Below are 17,916 nucleotides of genomic sequence, written 5' to 3'. Positions count from 1 at the left end.
TTGCGGCAGGTGACGTTACATCCAGCCGTACTCCGCCATCGATAATGGATCACCGTCACCCACGATGATGTGATCCAGCACCCGCACATCCACCATTTCCAGGGCGCTTTGCAAGGTCCTGGTCAATTTTCGATCAGCCGCACTGGGTTCGGCACTGCCCGAAGGATGGTTGTGACACAGGATTAACGCCGCCGCGTTGTAGGCCAGCGCACGCTTGACCACCTGCCTGGGATAAACCTGCGCCTTGTCGATGGTGCCTTGGGACAATGCCTCGAAACCCAGCACGCGATGCCTGGAATCAAGAAACAGGCAGCCAAAAATCTCGTGAGGTTCATGGCGCAGCAGCGCCTTGAGGTAATCGCGCACGGCTTCGGGGCTTTCCAGCACCGAATAATGGCGCAAACCCTCGGCCATATGGCGCCGGGCGATTTCCATTACCACCTGCAGCTGGGCGTATTTTGCCGGGCCCAGGCCCAGTTGCTGATTGAACAGTGTCTGGCTGGCCTCCAGCAGCGGACGCAGGCCGCCAAAGCGCGTCAACAGATGGCGCGCCAGGTCCACCGCGCTCAGACCGCACACCCCGGTACGCAGAAAGATTGCCAGCAATTCGGCGTCTGACAGACTCGCCGCCCCCCATTCCAGAAGCCTCTCCCGCGGCCGCTCAGCGGCTGGCCAATCGCGAATACTCATGTCACGCCCCTCTCCATATGCACCCTGCGCGCCGCTGTTGCCAGGCGGACGCTGTGTTATCGTAGGCCCTCTTTTTTGCCTGCGATTTCACCTGGGGAGCAGGCATCGCAGGCGTCACTGAACTGGCTTCACTGAACTGGAAAGGCAAACCAATGCAGCGTCTGTATCGGAAACGCATCGTTCTCGGCGTCGGCGGCGGCATTGCCGCCTACAAGAGCGCAGAGCTGGTTCGCAGGCTCCTGGACCAGGGCGCCGAAGTGCGCGTGGTCATGACCCGCGGCGGCAGCGAGTTCATCACGCCGCTGACCATGCAGGCCCTGTCGGGCCACCCGGTTCACCTGGACCTGCTGGACCCGGCCGCCGAAGCTGCCATGGGCCATATCGAACTGGCCAAATGGGCAGACCTGGTGCTCATCGCTCCGGCCACCGCCGACCTGATCGCGCGCCTGGCCCAAGGCATCGCCGATGACCTGCTGACCACCCTGGTACTGGCCACCGACGCCACCGTCGCCATTGCCCCGGCGATGAATCAGGCCATGTGGCGCGACCCGGCCACCCAGGCCAACACCCAGCTCCTGCAAAGCCGTGGCCTCAAGGTGTTCGGCCCGGCATCCGGCAGCCAAGCCTGCGGCGACGTCGGCATGGGCCGCATGCTCGAAGCCAACGATCTGGCGCTGTGCGCCGCCGAGTGCTTCCAGCACCTGGCGCTGACCGGCAGGCACGTGCTGATTACCGCAGGCCCGACCCAGGAAAACATCGACCCGGTGCGCTACATCACCAACCATAGCTCAGGAAAAATGGGCTTTGCCCTGGCGGAAGCGGCGGTCGAGGCAGGCGCGCGCGTCACCCTGATCACCGGCCCGGTGCATCTGCCGACCCCCGATCGCGTCACGCGAATCGACGTAGTCAGCGCCCGGGACATGCTGGCAGCCTGTGAAGCCGCGATTCCGTGCGACCTGTTTATCGCCTCGGCAGCGGTTGCGGATTACCGCCCGGAAGTCATCGCCCCGCAAAAGCTCAAGAAAGACCCTACAAACGGTGACGGCCTGCTCCTGCAAATGGTGCGCAACCCGGACATCCTGGCCACCATCGCCACCCGCCCGGACCGCCCGTTCAGCGTCGGCTTCGCGGCCGAGACCGAACACCTGCTCGACTACGCAGCACGCAAACTGAAAGATAAAAACCTCGACCTGATCGTTGCCAATGATGTCGCCAACCCCAGCATCGGCTTCAACAGCGAGGAAAACGCCTGCAGCGTGATTGACCGCGAGCTGCACGCCACCCTTTTCGCCCAGACCAGCAAGGGCAAGATTGCCCGCCAACTGATCTCTTTTATCGCCCTACGGCTGAACCAGGTTTAATCTCCATGCACGCTTTGCAAGCCAAGATCCTCGACCCCCGCATCGGCACCGACTTCCCGCTGCCCGCCTACGCCACCCCCGGTTCCGCCGGTCTGGACCTGCGCGCCATGCTCAAGCAGGACACCGTTCTCGAACCAGGCCAGACGATCCTGATTCCCACCGGCCTGTCGATCTACGTCGGCGACCCGGGCCTGGCCGCGCTGATCCTGCCGCGCTCGGGCCTTGGCCACAAACATGGCATCGTGCTGGGCAACCTGGTGGGCCTGATCGACTCCGACTACCAGGGCGAGCTGATGGTGTCGTGCTGGAACCGTGGTCAGACAGCGTTCAACATTGCCGTAGGCGAACGCATCGCCCAACTGGTGCTGGTGCCCGTGGTGCAGGCGCAATTCGAACTGGTCCAGGAATTTGATGAAACACAACGCGGCGCAGGTGGTTTTGGGCATTCTGGCAGCCACTGACTAAGCTGAATCTGGCCGGATGCGTTTATCCGGCCAGACGCCACCGCATGGCTTTTCAGGATGAAGAATGCGCGGATTTAATCAGCGAGATTTTCTCAGAAAAATCAAGGCATTACGCTTTAGTAGGGCAGACGCTGACGCGCCGATGGCCTTTTTGCACTACGAACTCCCCGCCGAAAACGCCGTCATACCCTTCAGTTTGAGCCTGCCGGTCAGTCAGTTAAAGGCCAGCCTTGCCCCTTTCTTATGGAGATTCCCCCCGCGATGAGTACCGCACCCCGCGTCGCCCCGACCTTCCCCGACAGTATTTTCCGCGCCTACGACATTCGTGGCGTTGTGCCCAAGACCCTGACCGCTGAAACCGCCTATTGGATTGGCCGCGCCATCGGCTCCCAGAGCCTGGCCCAGGGCGAGCCGAACGTGTCGGTGGGCCGCGATGGCCGCTTGTCCGGCCCGGAACTGGTGGAGCAACTGATCCAGGGCCTGGCCGACAGCGGCTGCCATGTCAGTGACGTCGGCCTGGTGCCAACGCCGGCGCTGTACTACGCGGCTAACGTACTGGCTGGCAAGTCCGGCGTGATGCTGACCGGCAGCCACAACCCTTCAGACTACAACGGCTTCAAGATCGTCATTGCCGGCGACACCCTGGCCAACGAACAGATCCAGGCCCTGCACACGCGCCTGAAGACCAATGACCTGACCAGCGGCCAGGGCAGCATCACCCGGGTCGACATCCTGCAGCGCTACTCCGATGAAATCACCCGTGACGTTAAACTCGCGCGCCGCCTGAAAGTGGTGGTGGACTGCGGCAATGGCGCGGCCGGCGTGATCGCTCCGCAGCTGCTCGAAGCCCTGAACTGCGAAGTGATCCCGCTGTTCTGCGACGTCGATGGCCACTTCCCCAACCATCATCCGGACCCGGGCAAACCTGAAAACCTGGTGGACCTGATCGCCAAGGTCAAGGAAGTCGGTGCCGATGTGGGCCTGGCCTTTGACGGTGACGGCGACCGTGTCGGCGTGGTGACTGAAACCGGCGAGATCGTGTTCCCGGACCGCCTGCTGATGCTGTTCGCCCGCGACGTGGTAGCGCGCAACCCTGGCGCGGAGATCATCTTCGACGTCAAATGCACCCGTCGCCTGACGCCGCTGATCAAGGAATACGGCGGTCGTCCGCTAATGTGGAAGACCGGCCATTCGTTGATCAAAAAGAAAATGAAAGAAACCGGCGCCCTGCTCGCTGGCGAAATGAGTGGCCATGTGTTCTTCAAGGAGCGCTGGTTCGGGTTCGACGACGGCATCTACAGCGCTGCGCGCCTGCTTGAGATCCTCAGCAAGGAAAAATCCACCTGCGAAGAGCTGTTCCAGACCTTCCCGAATGATATTTCCACGCCAGAGATCAATATCCATGTGACCGAGGAGAGCAAATTCAGCATCATTGACACATTGCACGATGCACAATGGGGCGAAGGCGCCAGCCTGACCACCATTGATGGTGTTCGCGTCGATTACGCCAAAGGCTGGGGCCTGGTTCGCGCGTCCAATACCACGCCGGTGCTGGTCCTGCGTTTCGAGGCGGATACCGAGGCTGAGTTGCAGCGCATCAAGGACGTGTTCCACGCCCAGTTGAAACGTGTTGCCCCCGATCTCCAATTACCGTTCTGATTTTTTGCCCGGAGCCCTGCATGACCCTCGAACGCGAAGCTGCTGCCAATACCGCCAAGGTCCTTTCCGAAGCGTTGCCCTACATTCGACGCTACGTCGGCAAGACGCTGGTGATCAAATACGGCGGCAATGCCATGGAAAGCGAGGAGCTGAAAACCGGCTTTGCCCGCGACATCGTGATGATGAAAGCCGTGGGCATCAACCCGGTGGTGGTGCACGGCGGCGGCCCGCAGATCGGCGACCTGCTCAAGCGCTTGTCGATCGAGAGTCACTTCATTGATGGCATGCGCGTCACTGACGCGCAGACCATGGACGTGGTGGAGATGGTCCTGGGCGGCCAGGTCAACAAGGACATTGTCAACCTGATCAACCGCCACGGCGGCAGCGCCATCGGCCTGACCGGTAAAGACGCGGAGCTGATCCGGGCGAAAAAAATGACAGTGACCCGTCAGACACCGGAGATGACCCAACCGGAAATCATCGACATCGGCCAAGTGGGCGAAGTGATCGGCATCAACACCGACCTGCTCAACCTGCTGGTCAAGGGCGACTTTATTCCGGTGATCGCGCCAATCGGCGTGGGCGCCAACGGTGAGTCCTACAACATCAACGCCGACCTGGTGGCGGGCAAGGTGGCTGAAGCGCTGAAGGCTGAAAAGCTGATGCTGCTGACCAACATCGCCGGCTTGATGGACAAGGAAGGCAAGGTGCTGACCGGCCTGACCACGCAGCAGGTGGATGAGCTGATCGCCGACGGCACCATCTACGGTGGCATGCTGCCGAAGATTCGTTGTGCGCTGGAAGCGGTGCAAGGCGGGGTCGGCAGTTCGTTGATCCTGGATGGCCGCGTGCCGAATGCGATCCTGCTGGAGATCTTCACCGATACCGGCGTGGGCACGCTGATCAGTAATCGCAAGCGTCCCTGAACACCGCCGTAATCAAAATGTGGGAGGGGGTTTGCTCCCTCCCACATTGTCTTTCTGACACAGCGCTATCGGTGTCAGACGCCGAACTGTTCGCGGTACGCACGCACCGCCGGCAAATGCTGCTTGAGCTGCGGATCATCTTCCAGGAACTGCAACACCTGGTTCAACGACACGATGCTCACCACCGGAATACCGAAATCGCGCTCCACCTCCTGGATGGCCGACAACTCGCCGTTGCCGCGTTCCTGGCGGTTCAGCGCAATCAGCACACCGGCGGCCCTGGCGCCGTCCTGCGAGGCGATGATCTGCATCACTTCGCGGATCGCGGTGCCGGCGGTGATCACGTCGTCGATGATTAGCACGTCGCCGGTCAGCGGTGCACCCACCAGGCTGCCACCTTCGCCATGGGCCTTGGCCTCCTTGCGATTGAAACACCAAGGCAGATCCTGCCCGTGATGTTCGGCAAGGGCCACGGCGGTCGCGGCGGCCAGGGGGATGCCCTTGTAGGCAGGGCCGAACAGCACGTCAAAGGAAATCCCGCTTTCAACGATGGCCGCCGCGTAGAAACGACCCAACTGAGCCAGCGCCGAACCGGAGTTGAACAAGCCTGCATTGAAGAAATACGGGCTGGTGCGCCCGGACTTCAGGGTGAATTCACCGAAGCGCAAAACGCCGCGATCGATGGCAAAACGAATGAAATCGCGTTGATACGCCTGCATGAAAAAAGCCTCAGATACCACGGATTTAGCTAATTAGGTAGACGGCGTGTATCATACACGCACGCGATTTTTGGGGCCATTTATGCGGATCATCAGTGTGAACGTCAATGGTATTCAGGCTGCAGTCGAGCGTGGTTTGCTCAGTTGGCTGCAAGCACAGAATGCCGACGTCATCTGCCTGCAGGACACCCGCGCCTCCGCCTTTGAACTGGACGACCCAGCCTTCCAACTGGATGGCTACTTCCTTTATGCCTGCGATGCCGAAGTGCCCACCCAAGGTGGCGTGGCTTTGTATTCGCGGTTGCAACCCAAGGCGGTCATCAGCGGCCTGGGCTTTGAGACAGCCGACCGCTACGGGCGCTACCTGCAAGCCGATTTCGACAAGGTCAGCATCGCGACCTTGCTGCTCCCTTCGGGGCAGAACGGCGATGAAGACTTGAACCAGAAGTTCAAGCTAATGGACGATTTCGCCCGTTACCTGGATAAACAGCGGCGCAAACGTCGCGAGTACATTTACTGTGGCTCGCTGTATGTGGCGCAACAGAAGCTGGATATCAAGAACTGGCGCGACAGCCAGCAATCCCCGGGTTTCCTGGCGCCGGAACGGGCCTGGATGGACGAGATTGTCGGCAACATGGGCTATGTGGATGCCCTGCGCGAAGTCAGCCGTGAAGGCGACCAGTACAGCTGGTGGCCAGACAACGAGCAGGCCGAGATGCTCAACCTGGGCTGGCGCTTCGACTACCAGTTGCTGACCCCAGGACTGCGCCGGTTTGTTCGCAGCGCACGCCTGCCGCGCCAGCCGCGCTTCTCGCAGCACGCGCCGCTGATCGTGGACTACGACTGGACCCTGACCATCTGAGGTCTTTTCCAGGCACAAAAAAACCGACATCGCTGTCGGTTTTTTTGTGGGTGCTCATTATTTGACCAGTCGCCAGGTCAAGGGGTAGCGATAGGCGATCCCCTTGTTGGCCTTGATCGAACCGATGATCGTCAGCACCACACTGGCGATGGCCAGGGCCGTCATCAGGAAAAAACCGATGACCGCAAACGCCAGCACAATGCAGACGATCCAGGCGATGGCCACGGTGATCTGGAAGTTCAAGGCTTCCTTGCCCTGGTCATCAATGAACGGGTCCACTTCCTTCTTCATCTGCCACAGGATCAGCGGCCCCACGACGCTGCCGAAGGGGAACACGAACCCCAGAAACGCCGCGAGATGGCACAACATTGCTCCCTGGCGCACTTCGTACGAAGGCGTGGGCACCGGTAGTTGCTGGTCATTCATGGCGCTTCTCCTTGAGGCGGATTTCAGTCAGCCAGGGCGGCGTTCTGCAGTGCGAAAATCTCGGTCATGCCTTTCTGGGCCAGGGCCAACATGGCATTCAGCTCGGCCGGCTGGAATGGCGCGCCTTCGGCGGTGCCCTGCACTTCGATGAAGCCACCGGTGCTGGTCATCACCACGTTGAGGTCGGTCTCGGCGGCCGAGTCTTCCAGGTAATCCAGATCCAGCACAGGCTCGCCCTGGTACATGCCCACCGACACGGCGGCGATCATCTGCTTGAGCGGGTCGCCGCCCTTGAGGCCGCCGCGCTTCTTGATGACTTTGAGTGCGTCAACCAAGGCCACCATGGCGCCGGTGATGGACGCCGTGCGCGTGCCGCCGTCGGCCTGGATCACGTCGCAGTCGACGTACAGGGTCACGTCGCCCAGCTTGGACATGTCCAGGGCCGCGCGCAGGGAGCGGCCGATCAGGCGCTGGATTTCCAGGGTACGACCGCCCTGCTTGCCACGGCTGGCTTCGCGCTGGTTACGCTCGCCGGTAGCACGCGGGAGCATGCCGTACTCGGCGGTCAGCCAACCCTGGCCCTGGCCCTTGAGGAACCGCGGCACGCCGTTTTCGACGCTGACGGTGCAGATCACCTTGGTATCGCCAAACTCGACCAGTACGGATCCCTCGGCGTGTTTGGTGTAGTTGCGGGTGATGCGGATCGAGCGGAGCTGATCGGCAGCGCGACCACTTGGACGTTTCATAGGGGATTCCTGTACTGAGGACGAAAAACTGCCGAGCATTATAGAGCGGCGAACCGATTCGGGGCACTTCTTAAAATCCGGTTACGAATGCTCGGGTTTGGGCGCGCTCCTCCCGTTGCGCTACAATCCCGCGCCTTCAGACTGCGGGAGCGAGCTTGCTCGCCCCTACAGAAAGCTTTAACCATCAGCCCGTGTTTGCGGGCTGCAACGCGAGGTACCTCCATGGTGCACAGCATGACCGCCTTCGCCCGCGTCGAACAAGCCGGCGCCCAAGGCACCCTGAGCTGGGAGCTGCGCTCGGTCAACAGCCGCTACCTGGAGCCGCACCTGCGTCTACCGGAATCGTTCCGCGACCTCGAAGGCGCCGTGCGTGAAGCCCTGCGCCAGGGCATCTCCCGGGGCAAGCTGGAATGCACCCTGCGCTTTACCGAAGAAACCACCGGCAAGCCGCTGCAAGTGGATCGCGAGCGCGCCGCGCAATTGGTCGCCGCCGCCGAAACCATCGCAGGTCTGATCAAGCAGCCGGCCGCCCTGAACCCGTTGGAAGTGCTGGCCTGGCCCGGCGTGCTGGTGGCCGACGCCAGCGATCCGCAGGCCCTCAATGCCCAGGCCCTCGCCCTGTTCACCCAGGGTTTGAAGGAGCTCAAGGCAGGCCGCGAGCGCGAAGGTGCCGAGCTGGCGCGCTTGATCAGCGAGCGTCTGACCGCCATTGAGGCCGACGTGGTCATCCTGCGCGAGCTGGTGCCGCAGATGCTCGCCACCCAGCGCCAGAAGGTGCTCGACCGCTTCACCGACATGAAGGCCGACCTCGACCCCGTGCGCCTGGAGCAGGAAATGGTGCTGCTGGCGCAGAAAAGCGACGTCGCCGAAGAGCTCGACCGTCTGAGCACCCACATGCTCGAAGTGCGCCGCGTGCTCAAGTCCGGCGGCGCCGCCGGTCGGCGCCTGGACTTCCTGATGCAGGAACTCAACCGCGAAGCCAATACACTCGGCTCCAAGGCGTTTGACCCGCGCAGCACCACGGCTGCGGTCAACCTCAAAGTGTTGATCGAGCAGATGCGCGAACAAGTACAGAATATTGAGTAAGGCAACCTTCATGACCCACAGCACCGGCACCCTTTACATCATTTCCGCCCCTTCGGGCGCGGGCAAGAGCAGCCTGGTCAAGGCCTTGACCGACGCTGACGAGCAGATCCGCATTTCGGTCTCCCACACCACTCGCGCCATGCGCCCGGGCGAAGTGAACGGCGTGCACTATCACTTCGTCGAGCGTACCGAGTTCGTCAAGATGATCGAGCACGGCGACTTTCTGGAGCGCGCCGAAGTATTCGGCAACCTCTACGGCACCTCACAAAGTCACCTGCAGCAGACCCTGGACGAAGGCCATGACCTGATCCTGGAAATCGACTGGCAGGGCGCCGAGCAGGTACGCCAGCTGATGCCCAAGGCGCGTTCGATCTTCATTCTGCCGCCCTCGCTCCAGGCCTTGCACCAGCGTCTGACCAACCGCGGTCAGGACAGCGACGAGATCATCGAAGGCCGCATGCGCGAAGCCGTCAGCGAAATGAGCCACTACGTCGACTACGACTATCTGATCATCAATGACGACTTTGCCCACGCGCTGGACGACTTGAAGGCGATTTTCCGCGCCAATCAGCTCCAGCAAAAGCGCCAGCAGCAGCGTTTCGGCAAGTTACTGGCCGAACTGCTCGGCTGATTGACCCTTCCCAAAACCGCCGCAAGGGCCTTACATTGGCACTTGCAGCGGTTTTGCAAGGGCGTCGCTAAAATCAGCGCTTCCCTAAACGCTGGTGTTTTTTTAAACTGCTCAGTCCGCTCGCCCAGCCGGGCAGCGCGCATCTTGCATTCGCTCCGAGGAATACCATGGCCCGCGTAACCGTTGAAGACTGCCTAGAACACGTGGATAACCGTTTTGAGCTGGTCATGCTCTCTACCAAGCGTGCCCGTCAATTGGCCACTGGCGGCAAAGAGCCTTTGGTCCAGTGGGAAAACGACAAGCCTACCGTTGTGGCCCTGCGTGAAATCGCCGAAGGCCTGATGAGCTACGAGTTCATCGCCAACGCTGAAATCGTTGAAGACGAACCGCTGTTTGCAGCGTTCGAGGACGAGTCCAACGAGGCCGTCTAAGCCTATGCCTGGTCGACGTAGCACGGCGCGGGGTCACAGCCTTCGGCAGGAGTTCACACTTTGCCGAGCATAGATGCCCTCGCCGATCGCTTATCGGCCTACCTCGGTCCCGACCAGGTCAACCTGGTCCGCCGAGCGTATTTCTACGCCGAACAAGCCCACGACGGTCAACGCCGCCGCAGCGGCGAGGCGTATGTCACCCATCCTCTTGCGGTGGCCAATATTCTTGCCGACATGCACATGGACCATCAGAGCCTGATGGCCGCGATGCTGCATGACGTGATCGAGGACACCGGCATTGCCAAGGAAGCGCTCAATGCGCAATTTGGCGAAACCGTGGCCGAACTGGTCGACGGGGTCAGCAAACTGACCCAGATGAACTTCGAGACCAAGGCCGAAGCCCAGGCGGAAAACTTCCAGAAAATGGCCATGGCCATGGCCCGCGACATTCGGGTCATCCTGGTCAAGCTGGCCGACCGGCTGCACAACATGCGCACGCTGGAAGTGCTGTCCGGTGAAAAACGCCGGCGCATCGCCAAGGAAACCCTGGAAATCTACGCGCCCATCGCCAACCGGCTGGGCATGCATGCCATTCGTATCGAATTCGAAGACCTCGGCTTCAAGGCCATGCACCCGATGCGTTCGGCACGCATCTACCAGGCGGTCAAACGCGCCCGAGGCAACCGCAAGGAAATCGTCAACAAGATCGAAGAGTCGTTGAGCCATTGCCTGGCCATCGACGAAATCGAGGGCGAGGTCAGCGGGCGACAAAAGCACATCTACGGTATCTACAAGAAGATGCGCGGCAAGCGCCGGGCCTTCAACGAGATCATGGACGTGTACGCGTTCCGCATCATCGTTGACAAGGTCGACACCTGCTATCGTGTGCTTGGCGCTGTACATAATTTGTACAAACCCCTGCCGGGGCGCTTCAAGGACTACATCGCCATTCCCAAGGCCAACGGCTATCAATCGCTGCATACCACCCTGTTCGGTATGCACGGCGTGCCGATCGAGATCCAGATCCGCACCCGCGAAATGGAAGAAATGGCCAATAACGGCATCGCCGCGCACTGGTTGTACAAATCCAGCGGCGACGAGCAGCCCAAAGGCACCCATGCCCGCGCTCGTCAATGGGTCAAGGGCGTGCTGGAAATGCAGCAACGGGCCGGCAACTCTCTGGAATTCATCGAAAGCGTGAAGATCGACCTGTTCCCGGACGAGGTCTACGTGTTCACGCCCAAAGGCCGCATCATGGAGCTGCCCAAAGGCTCCACGGCGGTCGACTTTGCCTACGCCGTACACACCGACGTCGGCAACAGCTGCATTGCCTGTCGGATCAATCGCCGTCTCGCCCCGTTGTCCGAGCCGCTGCAAAGCGGCTCCACGGTGGAGATCGTCAGCGCACCGGGCGCCCGCCCGAACCCGGCCTGGCTCAACTTCGTGGTCACCGGCAAGGCACGCACGCACATCCGCCATGCGCTGAAACTGCAGCGCCGTTCCGAGTCGATCAGCCTGGGCGAACGCCTGCTGAACAAGGTGCTCAACGGCTTCGACAGCGCCCTGGACAAGATCGCGCACGAACGCGTGCAAGCAATGCTCCACGAGTATCGCCAGGAAACCATCGAAGACCTGCTGGAAGACATCGGTCTGGGCAATCGCATGGCCTATGTGGTGGCGCGGCGCCTGCTCGGCGAAGGCGAACAACTGCCCAGCCCCGAAGGCCCGCTGGCGATTCGTGGCACCGAGGGCCTGGTGCTCAGCTATGCCAAGTGCTGCACGCCGATCCCGGGCGACCCGATTGTCGGGCACCTGTCGGCAGGCAAGGGCATGGTGGTGCACCTGGACAACTGCCGCAACATCACCGAAATCCGCCACAACCCGGAAAAGTGCATCCAGCTCTCGTGGGCCAAGGATGTTACCGGCGAATTCAACGTCGAGCTGCGCGTGGAGCTGGAACACCAGCGTGGCCTGATCGCGCTGCTGGCCAGCAGCGTCAATGCGGCCGACGGCAATATCGAGAAAATCAGCATGGACGAGCGCGATGGCCGCATCAGCGTAGTCCAGTTGGTGGTCAGCGTGCACGACCGCGTGCACCTGGCCCGCGTAATCAAAAAGCTGCGCGCTTTGATCGGGGTTATCCGCATCACCCGTATGCGTGCCTAAGCCACCTCTAACAAGGAGTCACACATGACCAAGACCGTCATCACCAGCGACAAAGCCCCCGCCGCCATCGGCACCTACTCCCAGGCAATCAAGGCGGGCAATACCGTCTATATGTCCGGCCAGATTCCGCTGGACCCGAAGACCATGGAACTGGTCGAAGGCTTCGAAGCACAGACCGTACAAGTGTTCGAAAACCTCAAGTCGGTGGCCGAAGCAGCAGGCGGCTCGTTCAAGGACATCGTCAAACTGAACATCTTCCTCACCGACCTGAGCCACTTCGCCAAGGTCAACGAGATCATGGGCAAATATTTCGAACAGCCGTACCCAGCCCGCGCGGCCATCGGCGTCGCCGCCCTGCCAAAGGGCGCACAGGTCGAAATGGACGCGATCCTGGTCATCGAATAAACACCCGGCGCAGCCCGCACAGGCTGCGCCGATCTCGTTTCAGAAGGATTTCATGATGCGCAAAGCGCTTGTAGCCTCTTCGTTGCTCGCCTTGTTGCTCGGCGGCTGCGCCAGCAATCCAGCCGACCGGGATGTAAGCGGCACCTGGATCAATCAGGTCGCCATCGACGCAGCAGCCAAGGGCGGTCCTTTGCGTGAAGCGTTGCAGCGCTTTGGCCCAAACCTCGAATGGGAGGTCAACACCAAGGCCGCGCAGGCGCGTTATTACAACGGCTTTGAAGTAGCTGAAGGCAAATTGGCCGGCGAGAAGTCCGGCGCCTGGAGCGTGGACTTCTACGGCAGCTCCGCCACCGAGCTCAAGCGCAAAGGCCGGCAACTGCTGCAAGTGGCCAACGACAACGAGCCCGAGCAGCTCTTTGCCCGCGCCAAGGACCCTGCGCCAGAAGGCGCGCCATTGGGCGCCAACTTCGAACGCGCCCTGTATGGGGCCTATATGGGCGGCGACTGGAAAATCACCGACGGTTTCGGCGACGGCGCCACGGTGCAGTTCCAGGCGGACGGCAAAGTTGTCGGCTTGCCCGGCGTGGACCGCTACTCGCTGTGCCTGGCAGGCGACTGCGCCTCCATGAGCGGCGGCTACGACAGCATCTGGCTGCAACTGAACGGTCAGGGCAACCCGTGGATTTTTGCGCGCAAGGGCAAGCAGTTGGAGATTTTTCAGGCGGTGAATACGGCGCAAGCGGACGAGGTGCCGTCGTTTACCCCTGGCCCTCGCCAATGGTTGCTCGAAAAGTAACCACCATTAAAGCTGGGATCAAAATGTGGGAGGGGGCAAGCGCTAATGCCGTTCAGTTAAGGAAAATGTGTGGGCTTATTGTGGCGAGCGGGCTTGCCCCGCGTTGGGGTGCGAAGCGCCCCCAATCCAGCAACACGCGGTGTACCTGATACGGCTCAGCGCCTGGTTGTGGGGCTGCTGCGCAGCCCAACACAGGACAAGCCTGCTCGCCACAGGGAGTCTGCGCTTAACTGAACGGCATTAGGGCAAGCCCCCTTCCCACATTTTTTTACGGTATTTTCAGCCTTTGAGGATCGCCGCATAACCTTCACGGAACGTTGGGTAAGTCGGCTTCCACCCCAGCGCCTTGATCCGCGCATTGCGGCATCGCTTACTGCCCGCGCGCCGCACGCTGGCATCCTCAGACCATTCGGTCACACCCAGGTAATCACGCAACCAGCCCACCACGTCGGCCAACGGCGCAGGCTCGTCGTCCACGCCGATATAGACCTTGTCCAGCGAACCGCCCTGCTCCACATGACGCAACAAAAACGCCAACAAGCCGGCCGCGTCATCCGCGTGGATGCGGTTGCCATATAAAGGTGGATCGGTCGCCACGCGATAACCTTTGCGCACCTGAGTCAGCAGCCACTCACGACCCGGGCCATAAATGCCGGTCAAGCGCACGACGCTTGCCGGGATGCCACTGTTGAGCGCCACTTGCTCGGCTTCCAGCATCACTTGACCGGAATAGCCCTGCGCCTGGGTGTCGGACGTTTCGTCGACCCACTCGCCATTCTGCTGCCCATAAACGCTGCTGCTGGAGACAAACAACAGATGCCCGGGCTGCTGACCATAGTCATCCAGCCACTCCAGTACATGCTGCAACCCTTGCACGTAAGCCGCGCGATAGCCGGCCTCGTCGTGATCAGTCGCAGCGGCGCAGTACACCAGATAGTCCACCCCGCCGATCGGCCAGGTGTCGGGGCACTCTTTTTTGAACAGGTCGCCGGCGATGCCAATGACGCCCTCGGGCAGACGCGAAATGTCGCGCCGCAGGCCGTGAACCTCCCATTCCAAGGCCAGCAACTGGCTAGCCAGCCGACTACCCACATCGCCGCAACCGGCAATTACAACAGAAGGCGTAGACATCACAAAACTCCATTCTCAAAGGCGCAGGTTAGCTGCGCTCGGGGTTCAGCGGCCAGTAAAAATAGAAATAAAGTAACACTGGCACTTTAGTTAACAAGAATTACTTGCAATAATGACCGCCCATTTGTCCTCGGCCCGCGACGGGTCTGGAAGGACGATCACTCCATTTTTTCTTCTCAGGTCCGGCCAGCATGACACGTATTACAACCCCCGCTTCGCCAACCAAGCCGCACAGCCCGTCCCGCGCCTGGCGCGCGATTGCTGCGTTGCTGTTCAGCGTAATGCTGGCACCGACCGCCGCATTCGCTGATGCCAGCGCTCCCGCAACGCCCGCCGCTGCCGAGCAAAATGTCACGACCCCGGCTGCACCCGCCGCCACGCCAGCAGCGACCGACCCTGCTGCGCCGGCCCCCGCCGACGACACCGGCGTCGTACTTGAAGAAAACAACACCCTGGGCATGGCCCACGACCTGTCCCCATGGGGCATGTACCAGAACGCCGACGTGGTGGTGAAAGCCGTGATGATCGGCCTGGCCATCGCCTCGATCATTACCTGGACTATCTGGATCGCCAAAGGCTTCGAGCTGCTGGGCGCCAAGCGTCGTTTGCGCGCTGAAATCGTCCACCTGAAAAAAGCCACCACCCTCAAGGAAGCCAGCGAAACGGCGACCAAAAAAGGCACCCTGGCCAACACTCTGGTGCACGACGCGCTCGAAGAAATGCGTCTGTCAACCAACGCCCGCGAAAAGGAAGGCATCAAGGAACGCGTAGCCTTCCGCCTGGAGCGACTGGTTGCCGCCTGCGGCCGCAACATGAGCAGCGGCACCGGCGTGCTGGCGACCATCGGCTCCACCGCGCCCTTCGTCGGCCTGTTCGGCACTGTATGGGGCATCATGAACAGCTTCATCGGTATCGCCAAAACCCAGACCACCAACCTCGCCGTCGTTGCCCCTGGCATCGCCGAAGCCCTTCTGGCCACGGCCCTGGGCCTGGTGGCGGCCATCCCTGCGGTGGTGATCTACAACGTCTTCGCCCGCTCGATCGCCGGCTACAAGGCCCAGGTGTCGGACGCGTCGGCAGAAGTGCTGCTGCTGGTCAGCCGCGACCTCGATCACCTGCCTCCCGAGCGCAGCTCGCAACCGCACATGGTGAAAGTGGGGTAATCGGCCATGGGCCTGCATTTGAATCAAGGCGACGACGAGCTCGTCGAGAACCACGAAATCAACGTCACGCCGTTTATCGACGTGATGCTGGTGCTGCTGATCATCTTCATGGTCGCGGCGCCTTTGGCCACCGTCGACATCAAGGTTGACCTGCCCGCGTCCAGCGCCAAGCCGGCACCGCGTCCGGAGAAGCCGATTTTCCTCAGCGTCAAGGCCGACCAGCGTCTGTTCCTGGGCGAAGAAGAGGTCAAACCCGAGTCCCTGGGACCTGTGCTCGACGCCAAGACCCAGGGCAAGAAAGACACGACGATCTTCTTCCAGGCCGACAAAGGCGTGGACTACGGCGACCTGATGAGCGTGATGGATGCCCTGCGGGCGGCCGGCTACCTCAAGGTAGGCCTGGTCGGACTTGAGACGGCAGCCAAGAAATGATCACGACGCGCCACAAACTGACGCGTTATGGCACCAGCCTCGCCGTCGTGCTGGGCGTGCACGCCATCGCGATTGCCATCGCGCTCCACTGGTCGGCACCGCGTACGGTGGTGCTGCCGCCGGCGGCCATGGTCATCGACCTGGCACCCGCGCCTGCTCCGCCGCCGCCACCGGCTCCGCCAAAGGTGGTAACCCCACCACCGGCACCGGTGGAAGAACCGCCGTTGCCGAAACTGGCCGAAGCGCCCAAGCCGACTATCCAGGTGCCCAAGCCGGTCAAGCCCAAGCCCAAACCGCAGCCGCCCAAACCGGTTGAGAAAAAACCCGAGCCGCCCAAGGAGAAACCCTCCGAGCAGCCGCCCAGCGATACGCCGAAAAACAATGCCCCGGTTGAAAAATCGGCGCAGCCGGCACCCGGCCCATCACCGCAGCAGTTGGCGGCCAAGGCGTCCTGGGAAGGCACGTTGCTGGCGCATTTGCAGAAGTACAAGAAGTACCCGCCAGGCGCCCAGGCCCGTGGCAAGGAAGGCCTGAACCGCTTGCGCTTCGTGGTGGATGGCGAAGGCAACGTGCTGTCCTATGAGCTGGTGGGCCGCTCCGGCAACGCCGACCTGGACCGCGCGACCCTGGACATGATCCGTCGTGCCCAGCCGTTGCCCAAGCCGCCAGCCGACATGTTGAAAGGCGGCAGCGTCGAGATCGTCGCGCCGTTTGTCTACAACATCGAAAAGCGTCGCCGTTAAGCAACGCGGTTGTGGGAGGGGGCTTGCTCCCTCCCACCGTGTTTTTCAGCACATCTTTGACAGCCCCCGCTCAATCCCCAGCAAACTTCTGATAACGTGCGTCTATCGATTGCAGCCGGTATGCTTGGCCCGCAACTTCATGGACGCCCGCTATGACTCTTACAGAATTACGCTACATCGTGACCCTCGCCCAGGAGCAACACTTCGGCCATGCGGCCGAGCGTTGCCACGTCAGCCAGCCGACGCTGTCGGTGGGCGTGAAAAAGCTTGAAGACGAACTCGGTGTGCTGATTTTCGAGCGCAGCAAAAGCGCCGTGCGCCTCACGCCGGTAGGCGAAGGCATCGTCGCCCAGGCCCAGAAGGTGCTGGAACAGGCGCAAAGCATTCGCGAATTGGCCCAGGCCGGCAAAAACCAGCTGACCGCACCGCTCAAGGTCGGCGCCATCTACACCGTCGGCCCCTACCTGTTTCCCCATCTGATTCCACAACTGCACCGCGTCGCGCCGCAGATGCCGCTGTACATCGAAGAGAACTTCACCCACGTGCTGCGCGACAAACTGCGCAACGGTGAGCTGGACGCGATCATCATCGCCCTGCCGTTCAACGAAGCCGATGTACTGACCCTGCCGCTCTACGACGAGCCATTCTACGTGTTGATGCCGGCCTCCCACCCCTGGACGCAGAAGCCCACCATCGACGCCGGCCTGCTCAACGACAAGAGCCTGCTGCTGCTCGGCGAAGGCCACTGCTTCCGCGATCAGGTGCTCGAAGCCTGCCCAACCCTGACCAAGGGCAACGACGGCGCCAAGAACACCACGGTCGAATCCAGCTCCCTGGAAACCATTCGCCATATGGTCGCGTCCGGCCTGGGTATTTCGATCCTGCCGCTGTCGGCGGTGGACAGCCATCACTACGCCCCCGGCGTGATCGAAGTGCGTCCACTCACGCCGCCGGTGCCGTTCCGCACCGTGGCGATCGCCTGGCGCGCCAGCTTCCCACGGCCAAAAGCCATTGAGATCCTCGCCGACTCGATCCGCCTGTGCTCGGTGGCCAAGCCGCCCGCTGCGAGCTAAGCAGAC

The 17,916-nt window shown here is 61.5% G+C and carries 19 protein-coding genes and 1 pseudogene; 15 read left to right on the top strand and 5 right to left on the bottom strand.

Going from position 1 to position 17,916, the window contains the following annotated elements:
* Positions 1 to 15: 15 nt before the first annotated feature.
* Complete coding sequence (gene radC / locus TU75_RS12030) at positions 16 to 690, bottom strand: RadC family protein (RefSeq protein WP_060549049.1); 675 nt, start codon at positions 688 to 690, stop codon at positions 16 to 18.
* Positions 691 to 842: 152 nt separating this feature from the next.
* Here radC and coaBC point away from each other — a divergent pair, with 152 nt between their 5' ends.
* The 4 genes and pseudogenes from coaBC (at position 843) to argB (ending at position 5,100) form a co-directional block, all read left to right on the top strand.
* Positions 843 to 2,051 carry a bifunctional phosphopantothenoylcysteine decarboxylase/phosphopantothenate--cysteine ligase CoaBC gene (gene coaBC, locus TU75_RS12025; RefSeq protein ID WP_003231625.1) on the top strand — a complete coding sequence of 403 codons (1,209 nt, stop codon included), beginning with the start codon at positions 843 to 845 and terminating at the stop codon, positions 2,049 to 2,051.
* Positions 2,052 to 2,056: 5 nt separating this feature from the next.
* Positions 2,057 to 2,512, top strand: coding sequence for a dUTP diphosphatase (gene dut, locus TU75_RS12020; protein ID WP_003231628.1), 456 nt, complete (start codon positions 2,057 to 2,059; stop codon positions 2,510 to 2,512).
* 246 nt (positions 2,513 to 2,758) lie between these two features.
* Positions 2,759 to 4,174 (top strand): annotated as a pseudogene (locus TU75_RS12010) (phosphomannomutase/phosphoglucomutase); the annotation flags it as partial.
* Positions 4,175 to 4,194: 20 nt separating this feature from the next.
* Positions 4,195 to 5,100 (top strand): acetylglutamate kinase, encoded by a 906-nt coding sequence (argB, locus tag TU75_RS12005; RefSeq protein ID WP_003231632.1) that lies wholly within the window; start codon positions 4,195 to 4,197, stop codon positions 5,098 to 5,100.
* A 74-nt stretch (positions 5,101 to 5,174) separates the two neighbouring features.
* Here argB and pyrE read toward each other — a convergent pair whose 3' ends face one another.
* Positions 5,175 to 5,819: an orotate phosphoribosyltransferase gene (gene pyrE, locus TU75_RS12000; RefSeq protein ID WP_015373297.1), complete on the bottom strand. Its 645-nt coding sequence runs from the start codon at positions 5,817 to 5,819 to the stop codon at positions 5,175 to 5,177.
* An 82-nt stretch (positions 5,820 to 5,901) separates the two neighbouring features.
* Here pyrE and TU75_RS11995 point away from each other — a divergent pair, with 82 nt between their 5' ends.
* Complete coding sequence (locus TU75_RS11995; protein WP_003195493.1) at positions 5,902 to 6,681, top strand: catabolite repression control protein Crc; 780 nt, start codon at positions 5,902 to 5,904, stop codon at positions 6,679 to 6,681.
* A gap of 57 nt (positions 6,682 to 6,738) precedes the next feature.
* On the opposite strand, the gene TU75_RS11990 is transcribed toward TU75_RS11995, so the two are convergent.
* A complete protein-coding gene (locus tag TU75_RS11990) occupies positions 6,739 to 7,107 on the bottom strand; it encodes a DUF4870 domain-containing protein (protein ID WP_003231635.1) in 369 nt (122 codons plus the stop codon).
* Positions 7,108 to 7,130: 23 nt separating this feature from the next.
* A complete protein-coding gene (rph, locus tag TU75_RS11985) occupies positions 7,131 to 7,853 on the bottom strand; it encodes a ribonuclease PH (protein ID WP_003176917.1) in 723 nt (240 codons plus the stop codon).
* A gap of 222 nt (positions 7,854 to 8,075) precedes the next feature.
* Here rph and TU75_RS11980 point away from each other — a divergent pair, with 222 nt between their 5' ends.
* From TU75_RS11980 to TU75_RS11955, 6 genes are all read left to right on the top strand, one after another.
* Positions 8,076 to 8,939, top strand: coding sequence for a YicC/YloC family endoribonuclease (locus tag TU75_RS11980; protein WP_003231638.1), 864 nt, complete (start codon positions 8,076 to 8,078; stop codon positions 8,937 to 8,939).
* Positions 8,940 to 8,949: 10 nt separating this feature from the next.
* Positions 8,950 to 9,570: a guanylate kinase gene (gene gmk, locus TU75_RS11975; protein ID WP_003231640.1), complete on the top strand. Its 621-nt coding sequence runs from the start codon at positions 8,950 to 8,952 to the stop codon at positions 9,568 to 9,570.
* Positions 9,571 to 9,737: 167 nt separating this feature from the next.
* A complete protein-coding gene (gene rpoZ, locus TU75_RS11970; RefSeq protein WP_003176920.1) occupies positions 9,738 to 10,001 on the top strand; it encodes a DNA-directed RNA polymerase subunit omega in 264 nt (87 codons plus the stop codon).
* 60 nt (positions 10,002 to 10,061) lie between these two features.
* Complete coding sequence (gene spoT, locus TU75_RS11965; protein WP_003231642.1) at positions 10,062 to 12,167, top strand: bifunctional GTP diphosphokinase/guanosine-3',5'-bis pyrophosphate 3'-pyrophosphohydrolase; 2,106 nt, start codon at positions 10,062 to 10,064, stop codon at positions 12,165 to 12,167.
* Between the two features lie 24 nt (positions 12,168 to 12,191).
* The gene (locus tag TU75_RS11960; protein WP_003176922.1) at positions 12,192 to 12,572 is read left to right on the top strand and encodes a RidA family protein; all 381 of its coding nucleotides are present in this window, start codon (positions 12,192 to 12,194) and stop codon (positions 12,570 to 12,572) included.
* 55 nt (positions 12,573 to 12,627) lie between these two features.
* Positions 12,628 to 13,368, top strand: a complete 741-nt coding sequence (locus TU75_RS11955) for a hypothetical protein (protein WP_003231644.1) — start codon at positions 12,628 to 12,630, stop codon at positions 13,366 to 13,368.
* A 279-nt stretch (positions 13,369 to 13,647) separates the two neighbouring features.
* Here TU75_RS11955 and TU75_RS11950 read toward each other — a convergent pair whose 3' ends face one another.
* A complete protein-coding gene (locus TU75_RS11950) occupies positions 13,648 to 14,499 on the bottom strand; it encodes an SDR family oxidoreductase (RefSeq protein WP_060549046.1) in 852 nt (283 codons plus the stop codon).
* Positions 14,500 to 14,690: 191 nt separating this feature from the next.
* Here TU75_RS11950 and exbB point away from each other — a divergent pair, with 191 nt between their 5' ends.
* From exbB to TU75_RS11930, 4 genes are all read left to right on the top strand, one after another.
* Complete coding sequence (gene exbB / locus TU75_RS11945) at positions 14,691 to 15,662, top strand: tonB-system energizer ExbB (protein ID WP_060549045.1); 972 nt, start codon at positions 14,691 to 14,693, stop codon at positions 15,660 to 15,662.
* A 6-nt stretch (positions 15,663 to 15,668) separates the two neighbouring features.
* Positions 15,669 to 16,094, top strand: coding sequence for a TonB system transport protein ExbD (gene exbD / locus TU75_RS11940; RefSeq protein ID WP_003231649.1), 426 nt, complete (start codon positions 15,669 to 15,671; stop codon positions 16,092 to 16,094).
* The gene (locus TU75_RS11935) at positions 16,091 to 16,837 is read left to right on the top strand and encodes an energy transducer TonB family protein (RefSeq protein ID WP_003231651.1); all 747 of its coding nucleotides are present in this window, start codon (positions 16,091 to 16,093) and stop codon (positions 16,835 to 16,837) included. Before exbD ends, TU75_RS11935 begins: the two co-directional genes overlap by 4 nt.
* Before the next feature lie 152 nt (positions 16,838 to 16,989).
* Complete coding sequence (locus TU75_RS11930; RefSeq protein WP_060549044.1) at positions 16,990 to 17,910, top strand: hydrogen peroxide-inducible genes activator; 921 nt, start codon at positions 16,990 to 16,992, stop codon at positions 17,908 to 17,910.
* Positions 17,911 to 17,916: the final 6 nt, after the last annotated feature.

Origin of the sequence: Pseudomonas poae, assembly GCF_001439785.1 — a bacterium.
Taxonomy (GTDB): Bacteria; Pseudomonadota; Gammaproteobacteria; order Pseudomonadales; family Pseudomonadaceae; genus Aquipseudomonas; species Aquipseudomonas poae.
This window is presented reverse-complemented; position numbering and strand designations above follow the sequence as displayed.